The sequence below is a fragment of the Eubacterium ruminantium genome, from assembly GCF_900167085.1.
Lineage (GTDB): Bacteria > Bacillota > Clostridia > Lachnospirales > Lachnospiraceae > Eubacterium_Q > Eubacterium_Q ruminantium.
This window is the reverse complement of record NZ_FUXA01000004.1, coordinates 145,958-163,069: the sequence shown is the minus strand read 5'-3', so window position 1 is coordinate 163,069 and position 17,112 is coordinate 145,958. Positions and strand designations below refer to the sequence as shown.

General features: G+C 36.3%; 8 protein-coding genes. All 8 read right to left on the bottom strand.

Features of this window, described 5'->3' with window-relative positions:
- Positions 1-37: 37 nt before the first annotated feature.
- The 8 genes from B5D25_RS12975 to B5D25_RS02090 all read right to left on the bottom strand — a co-directional run bounded on the left by B5D25_RS12975 (position 38) and on the right by B5D25_RS02090 (position 17,099).
- Positions 38-646: a hypothetical protein gene (locus B5D25_RS12975; RefSeq protein ID WP_200803226.1), complete on the bottom strand. Its 609-nt coding sequence runs from the start codon at positions 644-646 to the stop codon at positions 38-40.
- A 192-nt stretch (positions 647-838) separates the two neighbouring features.
- Entirely contained in the window at positions 839-2,062 is a 1,224-nt protein-coding gene (locus B5D25_RS02120) for a hypothetical protein (RefSeq protein ID WP_078786103.1), read from the bottom strand.
- 180 nt (positions 2,063-2,242) lie between these two features.
- Positions 2,243-3,403, bottom strand: coding sequence for an acyltransferase family protein (locus tag B5D25_RS02115; RefSeq protein WP_078786102.1), 1,161 nt, complete (start codon positions 3,401-3,403; stop codon positions 2,243-2,245).
- Complete coding sequence (locus B5D25_RS02110) at positions 3,396-5,672, bottom strand: EAL domain-containing protein (RefSeq protein ID WP_078786101.1); 2,277 nt, start codon at positions 5,670-5,672, stop codon at positions 3,396-3,398. Before B5D25_RS02110 ends, B5D25_RS02115 begins: the two co-directional genes overlap by 8 nt.
- A 187-nt stretch (positions 5,673-5,859) precedes the next feature.
- A complete protein-coding gene (locus B5D25_RS02105) occupies positions 5,860-6,381 on the bottom strand; it encodes a hypothetical protein (protein ID WP_078786100.1) in 522 nt (173 codons plus the stop codon).
- Positions 6,369-15,296, bottom strand: a complete 8,928-nt coding sequence (locus tag B5D25_RS02100; RefSeq protein ID WP_078786099.1) for a lectin-like protein — start codon at positions 15,294-15,296, stop codon at positions 6,369-6,371. The genes B5D25_RS02105 and B5D25_RS02100 overlap by 13 nt, the downstream gene beginning before the upstream one ends.
- 82 nt (positions 15,297-15,378) lie before the next feature.
- Entirely contained in the window at positions 15,379-16,431 is a 1,053-nt protein-coding gene (locus tag B5D25_RS02095) for a sensor histidine kinase (protein WP_078786098.1), read from the bottom strand.
- Entirely contained in the window at positions 16,428-17,099 is a 672-nt protein-coding gene (locus B5D25_RS02090; protein WP_078786097.1) for a response regulator transcription factor, read from the bottom strand. Before B5D25_RS02090 ends, B5D25_RS02095 begins: the two co-directional genes overlap by 4 nt.
- Positions 17,100-17,112 lie beyond the last annotated feature (13 nt).

Sequence of the window (17,112 nt, the reverse complement as noted above, 5' to 3'; positions counted from 1 at the left end):
ACGCTTTCTTATATTTTTAGTTCATCTAAGACAAATGTTATCTTGCTTTTATCTCTTTTCTGTGGATCAGCTGATAGAGTAACCAATATGCGATCGCGCATACAATGATAAGTCCTTCAAGTAACATATTGTTTTTTGTAAATTCGTAAAATTTCTCACCCTCACGTACAGCTGCAATTCCGTCAACACACCACATAAGTCTAGCTCCGAGATATGCAAGGAAAAGTACTGAAAGGTTGAGCTTTGAAGGTTTTGATTCTTTGATCATACCCTTCTTCTCCATAACTGTTGATACTATAAACATAACCAACCATACAGCTGTAACAAGAAGTGCCATACCGACTCCGACTGTACTGATTTCTTTAAGCATCACTTTAGTATCTTCTTTTGATTTCATTGCTGTAAGAAATGGTGGCCAAGGAACAACTTCTCCATGCCATATATGCTCGATCAAAAGGAGAAATGCACCTCCCCAAAGCATCTTAGTAAGCCATCCTATCTTTCTTGATAATGGAATACGATAATTACTTGTATCTGCCTTTATATCGTCACCATTTTCCCGGGCTTTTTTTTCTTTTTTCTCTTCTACTTTTTTAACTACAGTTACTGCAACCGCCTCAGCGCCTGAAACTAAAAAACATGCCATAATAAATACCTCCTGACACCCATAGAACTATATTTACACCCTTGTCGATATAAATAAACATTTTTTCACATAATAAATTTTACACGAAAGTTCCAGAAAAATACACCTACATATTTTAGATTTATCCCCTTCTTTTATTATTTTGTGCATAAAGAAAAGTCCTCAGAAAACTGAGGACTTGATATCATTAACTTAAAAATCTTCAGTTGAAAGAACCTTCTTACCGGTCTCACCATTTGAAGCTTCTCTGTCATCGCACTTCTTCATTACGTTATCAATGAATTCAAGGAATCTGTCGATGTTACCAACTTCCATGCTTCCGAGTGCTGACTTAAATCTATCAAAGATAACCTTATCAGCTTTGTAGCCTTTCTCTTTAACATATCCCTTAGCGATTATTGACATACCTCTTTCCTTGATCTTGTGGATATCAATGAGGTAAACAAATTCATCAACGATTTCCTGATTCTGTTCGAAGAATCTTGCAAGTGAATCAATCTCACCTGTAAGAACAACGACATAATCGTTAGCATCTTTGTTAGAATCCCTAATAACTTCAACAAGCTTATCAGGAGATACAAGACCTGCATTCTCGATGATGAGGCATCCTCCCTTAAGTCCTGAAAGTTTCTCAAGACCTATCTTGTTGAGCTGCTTAGCTTTAATCTTGGCAATCTTATCTGATGAAACGAATCCAAGATCAAAGTAACTTCTTGCAAGGTCTTCACCGACCTTTACAGTACCGAATCCATTATGTCCGAGAATAACAAGGTTCTTTGATGTTTCCGGATGTGTCTGGATTGAACTGATAGCAACCTTTATATCATCACCTGTCTTAGCAAGCTTGAGATATTTGTTGAGATATACAGGAAGATCAAGTCCATCATCAGTAGAAATCTTCTCTCCTGTAACTGGATCGATTGATGCATCCTCTGCAGCTTCTTCCTCAGCATCCTGCTGAGCTCTTCTTGCTGCCTGTTCTGCTCTTCTCTTAACTTCTTCCTGATATTTCTTATCTTTTTCCTGATCTTCTTTTGTTCCAACTTCACCGCTGGCAACTTTCTTAACTGCCTCAGCCTTCTTAGCTGCAGCTTTCTTCTTAGCTTCTTTCTCTTTCTTAGCCTTGGCTTCAGCTTCACGCTTAGCCTTAGCTTCCTTAGCAGCTTCTGTCTCTTTCATAAGTCTTTCGACTTCAGCCTGCTCTTCAGCCGCTTTTCTGGCCTGTTCTTCTAAGATTCGCCTTTCCTCTTCCTCAGCTGCCTTCTTAGCTTCTTCCTCTGCAAGTCTTGCCTCTTCTTCAGCGGCAAGTCTAGCTGCCTCGTCTTCTGCTCGCTTTTTCTTAGACATCCTCCTCAGAATGTTCTTCAACTTCTGAAAAACATTAGTAAAAGGTTTCTTCTTCTCTTCATCTTCCATAGTAACAGACCCTCCTGATTATATTGAAATAAGTAACCTGCCATTATGACAGAATCCCTTTTTAGATATAATATCTAGTAAAACGGAATATTCAAAAAACTGAATAAAGCTGCCCTGAATCATATACTATACAGCTACTTTCTATTTTAATCTAAATTCACAAATATATCAATTATAAGATTATATTTTTTTGTAAATTTTTTTGAATATCAGCTGACTCACGAGTTTGATTATATAAGCCAAAACAGCCGTTGCCAGGATAAAAATATAAAGTCTTTCAACGAAGCCTCTATTCCCATAATGCCCTATCATGACTCTTCTTATCATAATGTGACTTATATAAAGTTCGAGAGAATATTTTCCGATAATACATAAAAATTTTCTAAGTATTTTCAGTTTGTCCGCTGACTTAAGCATATCCAGTATAAGCGCAAATATTAATATGAGTGCTGTACTGTAGAGAAATGCTGTAAGTCTTGCATTAAAAACCCTCTTGATGTCTATTTTTCTGTCAGCCCTGTCGACAATAAGTACCATCTTCTGTATCATTCCGATCACAGGTAACAGAATATCAAGTACGGAAAGCATTTTTCTTCTGTAAACTTTTTCTCCGATATATGCACCATATACAAATACAGGTATTCTTAATATCGCTATCTCAATATTGTTATAAAATATCGGGCACACCTTTTTTGTCAAATATAACAACATATAAAGGGAAACGATCAGCACCAAAGCAATAATCATTAGCCGCATTCTTTCACTCTTACTTTTCTCTTTTCCTGTCCTGTAACAGAAAAGCTTGAAAAGAAGAGGATATATTATATACATAGCCAGTATGAATATAATAAACCAAAATGTTGTTTTTTCACCCCTGAAAAATGTTACGAAGAAGAAGTCTTCCCAGACATCATTCATTTTTTTATCTTCTATAACAAGATCTGTGACCAGCCAAAACGGAATTGCGAATATCACATACGGAACTAAAATCCTTAGAAATCTTCTCTTATAGTATGCTATAAGATTTTTATTTTTATGATAAGAAAAACAAAGTCCCACGCCGGAAAGCATCAGAAATATCTCAACTCCCGAGCTGCTAAACATAAGATCATATAAGAATCCAAATCTATATAGCTTACTGCCTTTTCCGCATTTTTCGATCTGTTGACAGATGTGCAAAAGTATAACACCAATCATAGCTACGCCAAATAATTCCTGCCTAACGCGGCTTAACATGAACCATCCGGCGAAATCCGAATTCTTCTCCCTGTTTACATCTTTTGTCTCTTCTTCGGTTATTTTCTCTGCTCTGCTTTTTTCTTCAGTATCACTGTTATTCATTTTTTACTAAATACTTTTCTTCAAATTCTTCCAGACTAATAGGCTTTGCAAAATAATATCCCTGGAACATTCCGCATCCCATATCAGACAGGAATGAAACCTGCTCTTCGGTTTCAACGCCCTCCGAGATTACAGGAATTATAAGTTTACGAGCCATATTTATTATCTCTTGAAGAATTATCTTTGCCCTTTCCGGATTTCTGGTCTCTTTAAGGAAAACCATATCCAGTTTAAGTATATCTACAGGAAGATCCTTAAGAAGGTTAAGTGATGAATATCCGCTTCCGAAATCATCCATTTCTATAAGGAATCCTGCAGAACGAAGCTTATTTATAACAAGAAGCTTCTGCTCTATATCATTCATTACAACTGATTCTGTAATTTCCAGTCTCAGATTTTTAGCATCAAGCTCATACTTTTCAATGAGCTTCATAAATACCTCATACAAATCTACATAGTAGAAGTCCTTAGGTGATATGTTAACAGAAAGATACATATTGTCAAAGCCTCTTTCCTTCCAACTCTTAAGAATTATGCAGGCTTCTTCCCAAATATACATATCAAGGTTGACAATCTTACCATTTTTTTCAAGAACATTTATAAATTTGCCCGGCATACGCAGACCTTCTTGAGGATGGCGCCATCTTACAAGTACTTCTGCACCTTCGATTTTGCCGTCAACATCAACCTGCGGCTGAAGATAAGGAAGAAGATGCTTTTCCTTGATTGCATCCTCAAGCTCTCCGAGTATCTTCTGCTCCCAAACCAGATCTTCACGCATTTCATTTTCATAATAAGCAATCCTGATATTTACATCATCTTTAATACTGCTCATTGCCATATATGCCCTGTCAAACATGGCTGAAACAGGCATATTTCTGTCAACCACTTCATAAACACCTATCTGTATTATAAGCGGATAATCTTCATTTTCCGGAATTTTCACCATATCCTTGCTGGATTTAAGGAATAATTCCTCATCAAATAACTCCTTACGCACAAGAAGTCCGAACTTGTCAGCACCTATTCTTCCGAATATTTCATCGTTTACGGATATCTTACTTAAAATTTCGGCGCACTGCTTCAGAAGCGCATCACCGGATGCCCGACCGAATACATCATTTATTATCTTAAATTCTTTTATGTTAGACGTAACAATATAATATTCCGTATCCGGATCTTCACGCAGTCTCTCTTCGATTTTTCTCTTTAAAGCGCTGTCATTATAAAGCCCTGTGAGGCTGTCATGATCTGCTCTGTAGCGCTCAAATTCCGCCTTCTTCTCATCATCGGTTACATCGCTGAAAATGATGTAAGAACCTATCAGTTCATTTTTCTTATCGTATAATTTCTTATATTCGGTCTGGAATATATGTTCTCCATCCTCTTTGACAAAAGGGATTTTTATTTGAAATCCATCCGAATCAATTTTATTATTCTTCTCGAGGAAATCAAGTATTACTTTCTTCGGCTTCTCAAAATCATCTTTATCTATATTGAACATTTCCATTCCAACAGGATTCATATAAATACAATTGTGACTGTCATCAAAGAAAAATGTCGGAGCGGATACATTTGTCACGAGTTTATCAAACATCTGATGTGACAAAAGCACATGATTATACTCTATGCTAAAGAAATAGATAAGTATTCCCGCAATCTCATAACCAATGATAGACCTATCATATAATTCATCAAGAAGCACACTGTAGAATTCCCAAATAGCAACGAATCCCAAAGCCAGTTCAATAACAAGATATTTCTCAAAATACAGTTTTGATACATGAGCCATTTTAATCGCAAAAACAACAAGCAGCGCAACAATAAAGACAAATGATATGCTCAGATGTACAAAATTATACCATTCTGAAATCACGGCATACTTGACCTTATTATTGTCTACAACCTTTAACAAGGTGAACGTATGATGTTTGAACGGATTAAATGCAAGGCTCACCATATCCCCCGCCAGCACCAACATACATAAGTACTTTATCTTCTTGAAACTGTAGTCGCTATATTCGTAAGCATACTTCATAAGAAAATAAAGCAACACATCCACACTCATGAAATAAACTATATTTAAGATTTCATGAGTTTGCTTATTGATGGATATTGCCATCACAAAATTGGTTGCCACCGGAAGAAGGAGCGCATAAAGAATAACTCGCACGGTCTTTGCAATTTTCTTGTTCTTTCCGTACGAGCGCATGATGCATATTATAACCGCCAATGCCAAAATTGACAAAGATGCTACATACCCAAACATGACCCCTCCAAATATTCAAATAAACCCCATTACACATTTTTATTTTATCATATTTGGGTATTATTTAAAAGCTTAAAAACACCTACTTGTCACTACAATTATCGGAAATAAAGTTTATAAATCTGACCCTTAAATGTTGCAAAGCCCCCCTCCAATATTGCTGTTTTTTTGATTTTGTCACTGACCATTATTGAATATATATCACTTTTTGCTTTATTCTTCTAAAATTAATATTTTCATCACTATTGATTAACCATACATCAATATTGTGAGCATTTTCAATTGCTTGACCAACACCCAGATTAAAATCTACATATATCTCCTTTCCAATTCCACAAACTTTCACTGATTTATTATGCTTAAATGTATCAACAAAAGTATTAATAAATATATCATATTCTCGCCCCTTAATCTCCTCATTAGAATTAATCCACCCTTCTACATTAAATAGATTTTTATTTTTTTCAACGGATATTCCTATATATTTATTTTTTGTCTTTATTGTAACGCATATAATTTTGTCCTTGACAACCTCGCTAATATCTGAAAACGAATTCAACGAAACTAAATTATCGTATTTCCAATTATCTATTGCTTGTATACTTTGAATGGTATAGTCCTCGTTAATATAGTCAGTTAAAAATCTCAATAACTGAGCATATATATCTAATTTATTCCCTAACATACTAATTTCCACTACTTCTCCCACAGTAACCCTCCTTTATTCAAAGCATCTGCCACCCTACTTGAATCAACACCAGGATATAGACTTACAAACTCACCACTCAGTTTTATTCTAAGTAAATCCTTTCCTTTAATATATAAATATTCACCATTTGCTGAATCTAAAATTATTTTATCAGGATCATTGAATATATCTTTAACCTTTTCTTCATATTCGGTATAAGACGAGATATCAGGATAATCATTCATATGCTTTCCCCATTTTTTCCCTAACTGCTGAGATTTTATTTTTATATCTATATTGGGTCTATCCCCTCCTGCCTCATCTAAATACTCAGCCATCTTGCTATTATACTCACTTATACTTCCCTTATGGCCATCATACCCAGGCAGAAATGACTTTGCTTCGCTAATCCATGCCGCTCTGAAAAACACTATATCAAGAAGAATGAAAGGCACCCGTTTAGCTAGTTTTTTTGCATCTCTTTCGATTACAAATTCCGCCAAGGCAATAGCACCGTCATGGCTAAGCGCGACAGCTGCGCTAGCCTTTATTATGCTTATTGAGAAATAATATGAAACAAAAGCAGTCAGTGCTCCAAGATAGGCTCCGATCTTTGCACCGGATCTAAAGCCATCGATAAACGCACTTACGACCTGCCTACCATCACCACCTTTAACTATTGCATAACCTGCACTTACAATTCCGCCGATAACTCCCATGATGCATGATGTTACCGCCGCCGAAAGGATAACCTTTATACTGACAGCTACCATTACTTGCAAAAAAGGCTTATGTCCGCTTGGATCTGTGTATTTTACTGGATTTGCGTTTGCATAGAGGTATCTGTGCAGGGACGCAGGATCGTAGATATTACCAGCGTAGCTGTCCATAGAAGTAAATGTTGCCGTTGCAGGATTCATGTATCTCGCTCTGAGATAGTAGAGTCCTGTCTCGGAGTCCATATATTCTCCGGTATAATAGTAACCATCCTCCAAATCCGCTGTTCCTTCGAGGATTTCACCGTATGCACTATATCTATATGATGCCTTAACTTCAGCTGATGAACCAAGAACCATTCTTACATCACTATGACCATCAAGGATATAGTAGCTGTCTTCGTGTTTCGGTTCATTACTTAATTCTACGGTACTATCATTTGTTACCGATTCATTTTCAATTTTATCTTTCGAACCGCCACTAACTTCATAGATAAAGTCTGTTTTGCCTATAAGTTCAAATCCTGAAGTATAACATGTACCTATCTGTCCATTTTCATCAGTTTCTGCAAGTGTCTGTGAGAATTCTGTAAGTGTATCTGTTATATACATCACTGTTGTGCTGTGATCACCTGAATAACAGGTTTTAGTTCTTCTCACACCTTCTGCATCATATGTGTAAGTGTAGTTTACTACACCATCCGTGTAACCTGTCATACGATTGAACAGGTCATATGTATATGTGCATTTCTTGTCTTTACTTACAGTCTCGATAAGGTTTCCATTTTTGTCATATCGATATACAGTGTCATATGATGAATCTACATCACTTGACGAATCATTGTTTGTATTTGACGTCTTACTGTTATCTGATGAATTCTGGCTTTGATCATCTGAGGCATTTTCGCCAACTATCTTCTCACCGATCAACTGGTTAAGCTCATTATAACTATATTCAGTTTTTAATCCGTTGACAGTTTTGGATATTCTGCTTCCTACGCTGTCATATGTATATTGTATATCAGTAACATCTTCTTCGCCAGATTTTTTAACTGATATACTTTCTGACAGAAGTCTAGAACATTCATCATATTTATAGACTGTTTCGATTTCTTTTCCGTCAGAGTCTTTCTCACTTACTTTTGTACGTTCACCTTTTTCTGTGGTATATCTATACTCTGATATCAGTTTTTGATTTTTATCTGTTACCTTTTCAATTTTCAGCCTGTTACACTCATCGTATGTATATGTGATCGTTATTCCATTTGCATACTTGGCTGTGCTTCGGTTTCCATTTTCATCATATGTATATACCGTAGCTTTTCCATCATGACTTATGACTCTTACCAGTCTGTCCATAGCGTCATATTCATACTTGGTTGTGAGTTTCTTTGTATTTACACTGACTTCATTTATTCTTCCGAATTTATCATATCCATATGAAACCTTCTGACCGTTGTCATATGTTTTTTCTGTTATGCAGCCAAATTTATCATATGTATAATCAACTCTTGATGTATAATTATTCGGATTTTCTCTATCTGAATATCCACTCTTTGTATAAATGATCTCAGCGACTCTTCCGAGCTTATCATATTTATATTCAGCTTTTTCCTTTACTTCATTTTCATTCCTTATTCCGCTCTTTTGAACAGCTACCGCTCTTCCAAGATCATCATAACTGTATGTTGTCACAGACTTGTCCATGTCGACTGTCTTTATAACATAACCGTGTTTATCATACTCGACTGAAGTTTCACTTCCATCAGGCATGACAGTTTTTATAACTCTTCCTGATTCATCATATTCATAACGTGTGACTCTTCCCTTTGCGTCCTTAAATGAAAGCAGATTTCCTGTCCTGTCATAGGTATATTCTGTTACTGCTCCATCCGGCTGCTTTACGGATATAAGTCTGTCAATGTTGTTATAAGTATAATAAGTTGTACCTCCTGATACATCTGTCCTTGATGTTACTCGTCCTCTTACATCAAGGCCGATAGATACTGATGTTTCGTCAGGGTAGATTACCTTTACTCTCTCGCCTTTTGCATTATATTCATAACGAGTTACATTACCCTTCGCATCTGTTACAGATGTGAGAAGAGATCTTGAGTCGTATGCAAAATATGTTGTATTTCCGTCATTATCCGTTACTTCGGTATTCCTGTTCAGGCTGTCATACTTATAACTGATCTTCGCTCCTGTAGCATATGTTACAGATGTTAGATTGTAGTTTTCGTCATAATCATAAAGAGTCTCATTCCCTCTTGCATCCACAATCTTTTTGAGATTTCCAACCTTATCGTAAGTATATTCAGCTATATTTCCTGTTCTGCTTACTGCCTTAATAAGATTACTCTCAGCATCATAAGTAAAGCTTTCACTTGTTCCGTCCGGATATGTAACCTTTTCAACATTTCCGTTAACGTCGTACTCATATGACGTTTTATGTCCTTCAGAATCAATAACAGCTGATGCATATCCAAGGATATTTCTTTCAACTGTACTTATATTTCCATCAGGATCTTCCGTACTTATAAGTTCTCCGGCCTCATTGTAGTTATATTTTATTGTCCTTTCTTTCTCGCCTTCCTGTGTTATGACTGTATAAGTTTCTGTGAGCTTATGATCCTGACTGTCATAAGTATATTCGACTCTGTTTCCGGCAGCATCTGTTGAAGCTATAACCCTTCCATGAGAGTCGTATTCTGATGATATTACCTTTCCGATCTCATCAGTTATGCCCGTTACATTTCCGTCATTATCCACCTCGTACTGTATAACACTTCCATCTACATCTGTTGTCTCTGTGACATTGCCTTTATCATCATAGCTGATATGCATGACTGCATCATCAACTGTAACAAGTTTTACAGGTCTGTTCTCTGCATCATACTGTACGGAAATGCTGTTTCCCTCTGCATCTTTTACTGAAGTCAGATTTCCCTTGTCATCATATTTTGATACAGTTTCATTTCCTCTTGCATCTGTATAAGTCAGTATATTTCCGTATTCATCATATGTTGTCTTAACTGTATTTCCGTTTGCATCAGTTTTTGCTATTACATTTCCGTTGTCATCATATACGTAAATCGTACTGTTTCCGAGTCTGTCAGTGATAACCTCTTCACGGCCTTCAATGTCATGATTGAATTCTACTCTGTTACCATCTGCATCTATCGTTGCTATAAGGCGTCCATCGTCATCATATTCGTTTCTTGCAACATTTTTGCCTGTAGGATCTGTGATTCCGGTCAGATTATGCTTATCATCATATGTAAATTTGACACTTCTGTCTGATGAATCTACCACCTCGCTAAGATTGCCATTTTTATCATAAATGTATTCAATCTTTTTACCGGTTGAATTTGTCGCTGACGTGATTCTTCCTGCTTCACCCCTGACAAATGTGATTCCTGAACCGTCTTCGCTGTGATATCCATTTTTATCTACACTTATAGCGTTACCGTCTTTATCTTCTATTCGGAACACGCCATTTTCTTTATTTATGTAGTAGCTCATTCCATCTTCTGAGATGAGCTTATAAGTCAATGATGAATAAACTTCATCATCAACAAATGCAAGACTTCCACCTTCGTAAACAGCTGTTGTATCTGTGAGTATCTCCAGCTTATTCTTAGGATTTGTTACGCAGCGATAACCAAAGCTCACTTCAGAAACCGGAGTAAGCCTGCTTATTCCATTATTTATGACAAGCGAAAATTTATCACTGCTTCCATCACCGTAAGTTATCATCACATCATGACTTACTGTTTCATACATCCTGTATGTCATGTTGAAAGCTGCACCGTCTATCGACATGTTGTATCCATCTGTGATCGGATGGCTTTCTATAAGTTTCATCCCTGATATGTCTAAATTCCAGCCATATCCGAAATCTTTACTTTCCTTATTCCTACTGTCATAGAGTCTGTTAACATTTACCTTTAGCTTGCCGAAATTATCTGTCAGATCAGTAAATCCGATATTCATGTTTCCGACTTTTAAGTTTCCTTCAACATAAACATATCTTGAAACTCTGCTTACATTTTGTCCCTTATCCTTTGCAGTAAGTCTTATCTCGTACAGACCATTATTTAACATAGTTGTATCGAGGGTACCAAGGGATGCATTTTTTATTTCATCTTTTCCTTCTGCGATGAGGATATATCCATCATTTTCACTTGATGATTCGGATGTGGTTTTGTTTTGAATCTCGTGATTATCTGTTGCTTTATCCACTCCTTCAGTTCTGTTTGCATTATTATATTTCTCTTCATCTGCAGAGTTTCTGTATTCAAGTTTCCATGAACTTAATGACTCATTATCATATACCGTTCCTATGATCTCTGTCGGCACTTTTAATGAATCGCCACTTTCAGGCGCTGTAAACTGAACAACCGGCTTATCCTTATCCTTCGGATCCTCAGGCAGTTCTTCTGTTCCCGGTTCTTCTCCCGGATTTTCAGTTGTTATATCTTCTGTCTTTTCTTCTATCTTTTCTGTACTATTTTCTCCGTCACCGGCCTGCACATCCTTTGTGACAGTTATATCAACTTCTGCAAAGCTGCTGTTTTTGTTCTTATCCCAGGCTTCAAGGCGGATGATATAGTGACCATTTGTTAATTCATTTATATCTACTTCACCCAGTACCCCCTCATTAACCGGTTCTGTACCTGTTGCAATGACTCGGCAAAGTGTGGCATCTCCCTCTGAGGCAAGAGCATCTCCCTCTGAAGCAAGAGCATCTTCTGATTCTGTATTATCAGTTTTGTTTTTCTCATCCTTATTAATAACCTTATTTAGTGTAAGCTCATACTTTTCCAGAGCCGTTTCATCTCTTACCGTTCCTATGACAGTAAGTTTATCTTTTATTTCAGTTGTCTCATCAGGTGAGCTTATATCTGTTATCGGTGATTCATGATCATTTTTATATTTCTCCTGAACATCCGGATTTTCATCATTTCCGGATTCACTACCCGAATCTTCCCCACTGATATTTTGCGATCCCTTCGGAATCAATATAGTAAGTTCCTTACCTTCCTCATATGTAAATGCCGCCCTTCCTCTTGCAGTATTTCCAAGAATATCTGTAACACTAAGAAGGATGCTGTACTGTCCATCTTTTAGATCTTCAACATTTATCTTTCCAAGGACTGTGTCATATTTATCCTCAACATCTTCTGAGATTAAGATATAGCTTTCTTTTTCCGTATTAATGCACGAATAAGAAAGTACAGACCTATCAAGATATCCTTCTGCACCGGCACTTCCCAGAATTTCAATATACTTTTCATCTTCACTGAATCTTATTCCTGTTATCTGCGATGTCACATCATACTTAACTGCTTCATCATTTAACTTCGGACCAATCTTCACTTGATTTACATAGAGATAAAGATATAAGGTTTCTGTTTTTACATTTTCAGAAGACACTGTAAGAACAATGTTATGAAGTCCGCCTTTAACTTTCTCAAATGTAAGAGATTTATCCCCTTCATTTACATCCTGTATTTCATTATCGAATCTGCAGGCCGTAATGCTATATGCATCATCTACAAAAAGAGTTACATCATCATTGTCATAGTATTTATCTTTATCGTAACTGATCTTAACAGCCGGCGGTTCTCCATAAACATAAAAGGACACCTCTCTTGTGAATGAGCATCCCGATTCTTTCTCCACTTTAATCTTCAGTGTATAATTACCGATATCCAGTCCTTTTATACTGAATTTTCCATCTACCATTTCCGGGAAAAGTTCAGTTCTGTTAACAAAGATTCTGATCTTATCTTTATCCCCAAGGATCTTATTTATATCAGTTGTCACATTGATATCTTCACCGTCTACATATGATGATTTATCAAGAAATATATTGAAAAATGGATACTCAATCAGTTCAGATAGCTTTTTCTTATAATCATCCGAAATGCTTTTTCCTTCAGTGATATCATCTATATTTCCTGATGTAAGTTTTAATACCTCATCATCTATTTGGGCATTTACACTTTTGAGCTGACCTTCTTTCAGTTCACCATTGTATGCATAGATTATCTTTATACTTTTTATCAGAGTTTTTCCTGTTTCCGGTATGTTTTCATGACTTGTATCATTCTCTGTACCATCATGCATTTTGTCATTGTTTATATTTTTATATATTATATTTTTGTCATAACTTATAGGTATCTTGATTGAAGAGTTTTCTTTAAGATCAACCTTCCAATATATGCTTGTCTCATCCGGATTCGTATCATCTACTACCGCTTTATTCTTTTCAAGAAAGTCTTTATCTATGATCACATCTTTGTCCGTTGTAATGCAGATGATCACTGCATTTGTCTCGAACATACCAAAATTCTTTACATCATCCCATTCACATATATAGTATCTATCTCTGTCACTTTTTCCATCATCCCAGGTACCATCATCATACATGTATGCATAATTCTGACCCCCAAAACCGTTGTTAGGTTCTTCTATATCCCATCGTGTATATGTTACAGGCTGACCGTTAATCCATCTCCACTCGCCTTCATTTACTTCATCTGTAAATCCGATTGCGGTATATCCATTAGGACTTACTTGCTGGATTATAGATCTTATATACTCATTTTCGCCCCCGTCATTTATACATGCGAGGTGGCCTCCCATATCCTCACATACTTTTTCCGCATCTTTCCATGTTCTTAAATCATTCGACACAAAATAAGCATGATTATTTCTAAAGAAAACAGCTGAATCATTTGCCTTTTCCTCTTTTTTTATGTCAATATCTATGCTTCCATCAAGCTCTGTGTCATTCTCTAAGGAAATTTCTTCATCGAGAGTAATGTTGTCAAACTTATATGATTCTTTAATATCTGAAATAACATACTTGATTTTTTTTGCAGAAACTTCTTCTGTTGTTGGAGCTTCTGTAACAGGTTTTTCTGTTACTTCCTCTGTTGTCGGTTTCTCTGTTACTTCTTCTGTTGTCGGTTTTTCTGTTACTTCTTCGGTCGTTGGTTTTTCTGTTACTTCCTCTGTTGTCGGTTTCTCTGTTACTTCTTCGGTCGTTGGTTTTTCAGTTATCTCTTCTATTGTTACTTTCTCAGTAGTGTCCTCACTTGTTGTAGATTCAGTAACCTCTTCTGTTGTGTTTTTTTCTGTCACTTCTTCTGTTGTTGCCTCTGATGATTCATCATCTTTTTCATCAACTTCAGGTAACACATCAAAATCCATAGCAGTCGTATTGACTTCCAAAAGACTTCCGCTGATATTTATATTTTTAGCTATGATTCTTCCGTTCAAGTGGATTTCATTTGCATTAATCTGAACAGTTCCGTCAGGTGCATAGATTACCGCATCAAGTGTTATGTTGTTTCCGGAAATACTTATATTTCCATTTTCAGACATGATAAAACAAGGAAGGGTTTTCTCTTCCTTGTCATCATTTTTATTATCTTTTTCATCATCACCGGATTCTTTATTATTGTCGTCACAGGATTCTTTATCAGCTTTCTTTACAGAATGAGCTTCATCCACTGCCACCATTATATTTTCTTTTGCAACGATCATTCCTTCTGATGCAAGCTTATTTCCACTGATGGTAAGTTCTCCGTCCGAATATACATTTTTTGACAGATTTATATCTTTACCACTGAATACTTTTCCGGATTTATATTTATCCCAAGTATTTTCTTCAATGTCAGATATGATGATTTTTGTGATATCAGGCATTTCGATTTTTGCCGAATTGGCTGCCTGTGATTTAACTGAGAAATTTTCAGGATCAGTATTTGCGTATATATTTATTCCCTTAGATGCTTCAAGTGCGTCGCTGACTCTGAATTTGCTGCCACTATAATAAAAGGCACTATTCGTATGAATAGAACCTTTTACATTTATCTTATCAAGATATAGATTTAAATTTTCTTTATCGCCAGCTGAGAAAAGGGCATATTCCAGTCCCTTCCAGTCTTCTTTTTTGAGATATACCGATTTTTTATCTGACCCTTTATCTGATGAATCGCCTGAATCTTTATCATCGGTTTGACTATCCTGAAGTTGATAACCTTCATCTTCTCGATCATACGATATCTGCGCCTCATGCCTTACGGTGCCGCCTCCTGCCGCTAAAACAGGTCTTGCACCAAGGTCAAAAACCGTCCCTGCAATAAGTATGCCTGCTACAAGTCTCCTAAACATACGTCTCATACTTCTGCTTCTGTATCTCATTGTTTATGTCTCCTTACGCCGGTAATATATTTTTAAACAACGAGATTTTAATCCGCAAAGTATCCCTTGTCAAGGTGCTTTACTACTTATCGCCAATCTTATACATATCATTTTTCCCAAAATATATCATGAAGTCCGTAAACTCACCCTGAACAGATTCCACCGCAACTTTATGCCCCATTTTATTGCATAAATTTCTTACGATATAAAGTCCCATTCCTGTTGAACTCATATTGCCGGAAGAATCGGTTTCCCATCTTCCGTTTGATCCGGTAAATGATTTCTCCCACACATTTTTAATGTCTTCTTTCGGAATACCTATACCATTATCTTTGAAATGAAGTATGATATCATCTCCGGATTTTTCAGAGTAAATAGAAATCTTCGGTTGCTTCTTTCCTGCTGTATATCTGAGACTGTTACTCAAAAACTGTCCTATGATAAATTCCATCCATTTAGCATCTGTCAGAACGCTTTCTGAAACATCCCTGACATCCAATTCAACATCTCTTGCCTGTATATCAAGACGATTCCTCTGAAGAACGGAATTAATGACCTTACCAAGCTTAACCTCTTTAAATATATAATCCTTCTCGCTATTCTCTGATCTTGCATAATAAAGAACCTGGTCGATCATATTGTTGAGACGATTAAGAATCTCCGAGAATCCTTCGCTTTCTCCTTCTTCATCATTCATTTTCATGTTATTGACTTTAAGAACAAGACTTGCTATCGGGAGCTTTACCTCATGGATCCACATTTCTATATATTCTTTAAAATCCGTACTGTATCTTTTTGCCTTTGCGACATTTTCATACATTGATTTATCCGTGGTCTGAATGATCTCATAGAAAATTTTACCTTCATAAAAGTTTGGCTCCTCAACTATCTCATTTACAAGATATGCCTGATCGAGCGTATCTACTTTGTTGATGATTTCATTATAGAAATTCTTTTTTCTGGAGTAATCAATAACCGTTATACTTATCCATGCCAGAAGGCACAATATCTCAACTGCAATGATAAAGCTCAAATGTGTTCCTACCACACTCAAGAATGCCATGATAAGCAGCATAGTAACAAAATATATAATAATACTGTACAATTTATCCTTTAAATAAGATATAAATTTCATTTTAAAACATACCCCTGCTTTTTTCTTGTCTCAATCGCATCCGGAATGCCAAAATCAGCCAGTTTACTTCTAAGCCTGCTTATATTCACCGTAAGCGCATTATCATTGATATACTCTTCATTGTTCCAGAGTTTATCCATGATATAGTCTCTTGAAACAATCTCACCCTTCTTCTCAAGAAGCGCCTCAAAAATGATCATTTCATTCTTGGTAAGTATCAACTCTCTTTCGCCGTCGGTCAGACTGCCTTTAGCAACATTCACATCAAGTCCTTCGTATTTCTGAGTACCGGATGATACAGTATTCTTATTATATCTTTTCAATACTGCCGATATCCTTAAAAGAAGTATTGTCGGATTGTACGGCTTCGTAATATAATCATCCGCACCAAAGCTCATGGAAAGAACTTCGTCTGCCTCTGAAACTTTACTTGTTACCATTATTATCGGGGTATCAATTTCTTTTCGTAATTCTGCAAGAAGCATCTGCCCGTTAAGATATGGAATATTAATATCCATGAGAATCAGATCGGCATTTGCTTTAATAATTTCTTCTTTAGCATTTTTAAAGTCTGTCAATGCATCGGCGTCATATCCGGAATTCGACAAAAATGTTACAAGATCGTCTCTGATGGATTTTTCGTCTTCAATCACGTATATTTTATACATATCATTTTCCTCT

Excerpts from the sequence above, each read along its gene's own strand:
- B5D25_RS02120 (WP_078786103.1), bottom strand. The coding sequence starts at position 2,062 with ATGGAAGATGAAGAGAAGAAGAAACCTTTTACTAATGTTTTTCAGAAG.
- B5D25_RS12975 (WP_200803226.1), bottom strand. The coding sequence starts at position 646 with ATGGCATGTTTTTTAGTTTCAGGCGCTGAGGCGGTTGCAGTAACTGTA.
- B5D25_RS02100 (WP_078786099.1), bottom strand. The coding sequence starts at position 15,296 with ATGAGATACAGAAGCAGAAGTATGAGACGTATGTTTAGGAGACTTGTA.
- B5D25_RS02115 (WP_078786102.1), bottom strand. The coding sequence starts at position 3,403 with ATGAATAACAGTGATACTGAAGAAAAAAGCAGAGCAGAGAAAATAACC.
- B5D25_RS02110 (WP_078786101.1), bottom strand. The coding sequence starts at position 5,672 with ATGTTTGGGTATGTAGCATCTTTGTCAATTTTGGCATTGGCGGTTATA.
- B5D25_RS02095 (WP_078786098.1), bottom strand. The coding sequence starts at position 16,431 with ATGAAATTTATATCTTATTTAAAGGATAAATTGTACAGTATTATTATA.
- B5D25_RS02090 (WP_078786097.1), bottom strand. The coding sequence starts at position 17,099 with ATGTATAAAATATACGTGATTGAAGACGAAAAATCCATCAGAGACGAT.